The sequence below is a fragment of the Streptococcus sp. HMSC067H01 genome, assembly GCF_001814775.1.
In the GTDB taxonomy this organism is placed as follows: Bacteria; Bacillota; Bacilli; order Lactobacillales; family Streptococcaceae; genus Streptococcus.
Window position 1 is genome coordinate 1 of the sequence record NZ_KV817763.1, and the last position, 5171, is coordinate 5171.

The following is a 5171-nucleotide window of genomic DNA, read 5'->3' on the forward strand; positions in this document are numbered from 1 at the left end:
TCAACTGGATCTTTAGTTCCTGCTTTACCTGTTAAATCTGTCTTAACTTCTGGTTTAGCTGGCGCTGTTGTATCTTTAATTACAAATTCTGTCAATGGTTTTGTATCTTTAGAACCATCTTTATAGGTTACAACAACATTGTTTCCTTCTTTTGTGACTGATTGAATCTTACCATTTTTATCAACTGCAGTATCTTTTGCGATATTCGCATCGTCGTTATCTTTCTTGTACTCAAGTTGAAGTTTCTCTTTGATTTTATCAAACTCAGTGTCTGTTACGTTAGATGGGTCTGCTACCTCAACTTTATCAGCTGGAGCTGGAGTTGCAATATCGTACTTATCTGTTTGAGATTTAACGATGAATTGAACATATCCTGGAGTCTGAGTTGCATTCGGATTTCTATCTAATGCTCTAAAATCAGTAGTTGATGGTGCATCATTATTGTCTTCAGCAACAACAAAGCTAGTCCATTTTTGACCTGCATTTAGGTTAGTTACCCCAGTCATCTTGATAGTAGCTGTCTTCTTATCATCAGAGACTGAACCTTCTCCAGTGACTGCACCATTTTCAACTTTACCTGTTGGTAATCCATAACCTGCTGCATTATTCCATGTAGTATCTCCAGGTCCACGAAGCTTAAGACCTTTAACTTCAGTTTCATCAGAACCTTTGAAAGTTAAATCAGTGTTTTCACCTGTATAAACATAGATTTGTTTATTAGCTTCATTTGAGTATGGAAGTTCAACTGTTGGAGCTACGTTTACAAAATCTGACAATGGTTTTGTATCTTTAGAACCATCTTTATAGGTTACAACAACATTGTTTCCTTCTTTTTCTACTTTATCAACAACTTTTGAAGCATCTTCTACTTCTTGACCTTTTTTGTCAGCCAAACGTGCATCTGGATTGTTTTGAGAATATTCAACTTTAACTTTCTCTTTAATTTTTTCAAACTCTTTATCAGTAACATTGTTAGCATCTGATACAGTTACTTTATCAGCCACTGCTGGAGTTTTAATATCATATTTCTTAGTTTGTGCTTTTAATACGAAAGTTACTGCACCTGGGTCAGTAAGGTATGTACCAACTATTTCTCCATTATTTTTAGTTTTTGTTGCATTATTAGAAATCTCTGCACCATCTGTATCTGTTGCTGTTGCAAAACGTGTTACAAGCTCTAAAGAGTCGTTTTCTGTTTTTGGAAGTCTATTTTCAGCAATACCAGAAACTTGTCCAGTAACTTTAATTTTTGCTGGTGTAGGAGTTTCAGAATTAATTGCTGTTACAGTGTAACCCCATTCGTTATCTTGTTTTTCTGGGTTCCCATCAATATTATTTAAGGCAATATTTCCACCTTTTTTCAATGAAGCGGATTTAATTTTTCCAGAATCATCGTTAAAGGTAATATCAACGTCAGCTTCTTCTCCAGTATATAGATAAACTTCTTTTTTGTTTGGAGCTGGATCTGAATACGGAATCTCTACTGTTGGTGCTACGTTTTCACGTGCAGGAGTTACAACTACAGTAACTTCAATCTCGTCTGACTCTTTACCTTGGCTATCAACAGCTTTATACTTAACTGTGTAAGTGCCTTGGGTATTTGTATCAACGGTCTTGGTTGCTGTGTCGCCATTTACTGAAACAACTTCAGCATGGACCTTATCACCTAGGGTTGCTTGAGCATCATCTTCTTTATCTGCTACAGTCACAAGAGATGCAAGATCTAGTTGAGCACCTTGTTGAACAGTTTTTTTGTTTCCTTCAACTGCTGATGCAATAGTTGGAGCTTGGTTTTCTACTGAGCGTGGTTGCCAGCCAGCCACACTTGAGAAGCCACCATCGGTTACGTTTGAAATAGCTGATACTTCTGTACCTGCAATCTTGTCAGCCATTGTAAGCACAATCGTATCTTCAAACTTACCATGTGCGTATGATTTTACAGTTGCCTTATCTGACTTTTGTGATACCCATGCAGCCGAGAGATTGTCACGTTTGACTGGAATCTCAACTGTTTGACCCGCAGTATTTGTATAGCGCATGTAGGCAATCCCTGCATCATGAGGAACCTTAAGAGTAACCTCTTTTTGCCCTGCTACAACTGCAGCTTGGTTAGTAGTCAAGCTTGAAGGTTCAACAGTTGTCACACCGACAGATACTGGTACTGTACGACGGCTACTTTCAGTTCCGTTGACAGTTTGACTCACCTGTACTGTTTGACGAGGTTTGATGGTTGTACCATCACCTTGGTTGTTGTTCAAGGCTGTTGGAAGCTCACCTGTAGTCCAGTTTCCATCGTTGTCAACAGTGACAGTTCCGATATTTTGTTCACGACCATCAATATAAAGTTTGATAGTTGCCCCTGGAACCCCTGTTCCTGAAAGAGTGCTTGAAGTTGACGCTACTGTCTGAACAGGAACGTTGACAGAGGTGTTTTTCAAGTTTGGAGTTACGCTTGGTGTTGCAACCTGACTAACCAAGTTCTTGTCGTACTTACCTGAAATTGCATACCAATTGTATTTTGGTAGTCTTCCTGACTTAGATTCAACTCCGGCTAGATAAGAAATGACCTGTGATGAATCTTCTACTACCGTACGGTACTTAATAGTAAACTTGCGAGCCCCAGTGTTATTAGCTAGCTGAAGAACATAGACCTTCTTGCTATCCCCCATAACACCACTAAGACCATCTACCTTGTTGTAGTCTCCCCCAACGGTATTCTTGACTCGCCATTCAAGTCTATTACCCGCATCAATATACTGAACACCTTCTGCATTTGCTGAACCAGCACCTGATTCTTTATTTGCATCCTTCCAGCCATATCGATCTACGTAAGCGCCATCATAATCTGTCACAAAATTATAAGGGTCAGATACATTGTTTGGAATTGTAAAGTAATAATAACCTCCAGGATTATCGTATTGGACCTCGTTGAAGGTGACAGTCCACTCTAGGACTGGGCGCCCTTGTCCAGATGGATCAGTAGGTACTGTTTTACCGTTGACTACTTCGTAGTCATCCAACTGTCTGTACTCAATCTTAGCACGCTGAGTTGGATCTCCACCATTAACCGTAGCTTGTTTATCTTTGTAAACGTACTTAATGTCCTTCCCTTCCATAGAGCGATCTTGAGCACGTTCTTGCCCTGCCGCTCGACGGCTTCTTGACTTAGGTTGAGTGGCTGAAGTTTCTGTTGTTTCGTCTGTTGGTACAGCTTTATCTTCTGTAGCCTCAGTCTTTTCCTCTGCTGCTACAGTTTTTTCTTCTGTTGCAACTGTTGCTGCTTTTTCTTCTTTGGCAGCAAGTTGAGCTACTGCCTCCTTGAGACTAGCAACCGCTGCATCTACTTGATCTTGACTAGCTTCTGCATTTGTCAAAACCTTTTGAGCCTGTTCAAGGACTGTGTTTAAACGAGAAAGAGAATCTTCTGTTTTTCCTGTCTTGTCCAAGCCTTTCACTTCTTCAACCAACTGGGTCAAAGCTTCTTTGTTAACCACTTTGACTGTTGGTTTCTCTGCTACAACTGCCTCTTCAACTGCTACCGGTTGAGTTGCTACAGTAGCGGGCGCTTTATAAGTCCCCACCTCTTCATCAGGGCTAGCCTTGCTATCTGAGTTGGTAGTGGCGGTTTCTACCTCCCCCTTACCAGCAACTGTATCTGCCTTAACTGTTGGAGTCACCAAAGTTGCCCCAACTGCAAAAACAAGCGAACAACCAAATAAGAAATGTTTACCTTTTTTGATCATTCGCCAGTTCTTTTGTTCTGCATTTTTACGATTAAAATACATGACATATCTCCTTTTTTATAAATAAAAGCATGTTCATTACATACAAGATTATTATACATCTTCTTAAAAAAATAGTCAACTGAGGAACTTACTATTTTTAAAAATCATTCATTTTTAAAATATGTAAATATGTAAACCTTTTCAACATATAAATGTAAGTTTTTTAAATATATAAAATATTCATTTAAATGAAAAATATCAATATCGAAACGTTGTTATTGTTAGAAATACGTGGACTTGCGTCGTTTTTGTAGTTTATATGATTATTTAATTCGTATTTTATACTTTTTTTTGCACACGGTTGATTTTCAATAGTTGTTTTATTTATAACCATTTAAAAAAATATTGGTTTATGATTATTTTTATCACAAAAATTTTAAATTTAGCAGCTGAAAACTATTTTATCTCCGATTCTTTCCTAGCAAATTCTTAGAATAGAAATTCTCAGGTTTCCTTTATTTGAGTAATTTCTTACTCTTTTTCCTTACGTTTTTTAAAGACGAGGAATCCGCCTGTCGCTGCTACAAGAAGTGCTAGACCAAGTGAAGCATTAGATTGCTCTGTAGCAGTATTTGCAATTCTTTCGTTCCTGCTTTCTTAGTTGTTTCTTAAGCAGATGACTCTTTAGTTGCTTTCTTAATAGCTTTCTCAGTTGCAATTACCCCTACTGTTTCATCTAGGAAGGCTACAACTATTGATCCGTCTTCTAGGACTTGAAGTTCAGTTGCTGTAGGATTCACACCCTTAACAGCTTCCGCAATATTTGCAGATTCTTCAGCTTTGATAGATGAAGATTCTGCAACCACAGTCGATGAAGAGAGTTGAACTCCAGCTGCTTCCTTAGTTTTTCAGCCTGCCCTCCAGCCACTGCTACTTGTGCACCTTCTACAGCTGGTGGTGCATAAGTTACATCCTCCTCAGCTACAGTCTGCTTAGTCCCCTCTGTTGTAGAGCTAATTTCTACTCTATCTGCTTTGACTGATGGTACTACTAAAGCTACCCCAACTGCAAAAACAAGCGAAAGAGAGTGGGACAGAAATCGGTAATTCGTTAGAATTCGATTTCGTCGTCCCACCTCCGCACAGTTTCAACAGTCTGGGAGACTGTTGAAGGTTGTAGATAAAGGAAACATAGTTTCCGTCAACATAGGGCATCTTTGAAGCTTAAAAAGCGAACAAAGACTTAGGATACTTGCTTCGCAAGTTCTATCCGCCACCTCAAAGCAGTGCTTTGAGCACTCAACCACTGCGTCTTGCTCGACAATCCAAAGACAATTGAGAGGCTAGGACTTTTGTTCCAGTCTCTTTTGATCATCCGCCAGTTCTTTTGTTCTACATTTTCACGATTAAAACACATGACATATCTCCTTTTTATAAATAAAAGCAT

At 38.9% G+C, this 5171-nt stretch carries 3 protein-coding genes and 2 pseudogenes; all 5 read right to left on the reverse strand.

Annotated features, from left to right (window positions below):
• Window positions 1–3785: pseudogene (locus HMPREF2987_RS11140) on the reverse strand (hypothetical protein); the annotation flags it as partial.
• A 471-nt stretch (window positions 3786–4256) separates the two neighbouring features.
• Window positions 4257–4364, reverse strand: a complete 108-nt coding sequence (locus HMPREF2987_RS11385; protein ID WP_083312396.1) for an LPXTG cell wall anchor domain-containing protein — start codon at window positions 4362–4364, stop codon at window positions 4257–4259.
• A 29-nt stretch (window positions 4365–4393) separates the two neighbouring features.
• Window positions 4394–4591: a hypothetical protein gene (locus HMPREF2987_RS00015; protein WP_075228820.1), complete on the reverse strand. Its 198-nt coding sequence runs from the start codon at window positions 4589–4591 to the stop codon at window positions 4394–4396.
• Between the two features lie 159 nt (window positions 4592–4750).
• The gene (locus tag HMPREF2987_RS11145; RefSeq protein WP_083312391.1) at window positions 4751–4939 is read right to left on the reverse strand and encodes a hypothetical protein; all 189 of its coding nucleotides are present in this window, start codon (window positions 4937–4939) and stop codon (window positions 4751–4753) included.
• A gap of 28 nt (window positions 4940–4967) precedes the next feature.
• Window positions 4968–5171, reverse strand: a pseudogene (locus HMPREF2987_RS11110) (hypothetical protein); the annotation flags it as partial.